1 protein-coding gene is annotated in these 2,029 nt (G+C 60.4%); it reads left to right on the top strand.

Annotated features, from left to right (window positions below; translation table 11 throughout):
- The coding region (locus ACFO27_RS12050; protein ID WP_376817540.1) for a choice-of-anchor K domain-containing protein at positions 1-2,029 on the top strand (2,029 nt) is incomplete at both ends.

Genomic DNA, 2,029 nt, shown 5'->3' on the forward strand with positions numbered 1-2,029 from the left:
GGCAGCTACGTGTACACGGCCAAGCCGCATGTGGGCGGAACGGACAATTTTGTATTTGCCGTGAAGGATGCTGATGGGGACATCGCCTCCAAGACGCTGTCTGTCGTGGTGAATGAAATAAATGCTACTCCCACGATCACCAACGGCGTGGCGACGGTCTCCGAAGAAGGTTTCGTTCACGGCATTCAGGATGGCGTGGGCAATCCTGGAGATTATTCCAATGCCACGACGGCGACGGGCACCCTGACCATTGCCGATGCGGACGATACGTCCGGGTTCTCCGTCAGCCTGGTGAAGCCGGCCGATGGCACCTTCATGTCCGGTGGTCAGTCGGTGCACTGGGCGTTGACGGACAATGGCCATACCCTGACGGGGACGGCGGGCGGCTCGACCGTGATGACGATCACCATCGACAATGGTGGGGAGTATCACGTCAATCTGCTCAAGCCGATCAAGCATGCGGATACGACCTCCGAGGATGTGAAGTCCTTTGATGTCGGCGTCCAGGTCAAGGATTCCCATGGGGCCACGGGAACGTCCACCTTGACTGTCAATGTCGAGGACGACAGCCCGGCCAACAATCCCAATGCCGACAGCGACCTGGGTATTCCGGTCAGTGTCATCAGTGTCGGTGGCCTGGAATCCGGCTTTGCGAACTGGAAACTCGAGAACAATGGTTCCCTGACCCAGACGATCAATAACGATAGCGATCCTGGCATCGATCGGATCGTCTGGGGCGACAAGACCCAGGGTTCCGGCTATGCCTTCGTGGACAACGAGGGCCTTCGTGGAGCGGATTCCAATCTTCTGGACACGACCTTCAAGCTGGGGACGTTCACCCACAATAATTTCCCGGTTTCGGGGAATTCGCTGACCTCGGTCGATCTTCAGGTCTCCATCCATGTGACGATCGATGGCGTCGAGCACGTCGTCCAGCACACGATCAAGCTCAGCCATACGGAGACGCCGAACGATTACGGGGATTCGCGCGACGACGATATCGTGACGATCGCCAATTCGACGGCGACACAGACGTTCACGGTAGGCGATCGGACCTATGTGCTGGACATCAAGGGCTTCCTGGATGCGAACGGGAATCTGGTTTCGTCGATCCATACGAAGGAGAACCAGGCGAATTCGTTCGACCTGTATGCCACGATTTCTTCCACGGATGCGCTGCCGCGGGTCGAGGGTGACCTGTTCGACCAGCACTCCGATATCACGACGTGGCAGTATGGCGCCGATGGCGCCGGGTCGGTGACCTGGGAAAATGGGGTCGCGGGGACCGGCGGCGCGACGGTCATCACGAATCAATACGGCACCCTGACGGTGGGCGCCGATGGGCATTACGTGTTCGAGATGAGCCGGGCCGCGCGGGACAACTTCCAGATCGGCGACAAGACCCTGACCTACAACTACACCGTGACGGACGCCGATGGCGATACCCAGGTCGGGCACATCACGATCGACCTGAGCGGCTACAAGAACATCCCGAGCGTGCCGACGATCGATCATGTGGCGGACAGCACCGTGCTGGCCAACGAGGCTGGCCTGGTGACCATTGCGGACACCGGCATCGACGTGGGCAAGGATGCGTCCGGCGCCACGATCGCCATCACCGGCGCCGACAAGGCCGGCCTGAACGGTTCGCCCGTGACGGCCAGCATCCTGGTGGATGGCGTGCCGCAGTCGATCACCCTGACTTCGGGTGGACACGAATTGAGCTACAAGGCCAATCCGGACGGCACGCTGTCCGCCGGGTATCAGTCGGGTGGCGCGTGGCATTCGGTGTTCGAGGTTTCCGGCTCGGCGGCGGACGGCACTTATGCCGTGCACATGACCGGGACGCTGGATCCGGTGACGTCGTATACCGAGACGGTGCCTGGCGCGAGCGGGACTGCGAAGTTCGATTTCGCTGACTACAGCAGCCGGGCGAGCATCAGCGATACCGAGGGCGGTGTGAAGCTGACGTTGACGGCCTTCCTCGACAAGGGAGGTACCAATGGCATCAAGGATAGCGGTGACACAA

Origin of the sequence: Castellaniella denitrificans, assembly GCF_042653765.1 — a bacterium.
In the GTDB taxonomy this organism is placed as follows: Bacteria; Pseudomonadota; Gammaproteobacteria; order Burkholderiales; family Burkholderiaceae_B; genus Castellaniella; species Castellaniella denitrificans.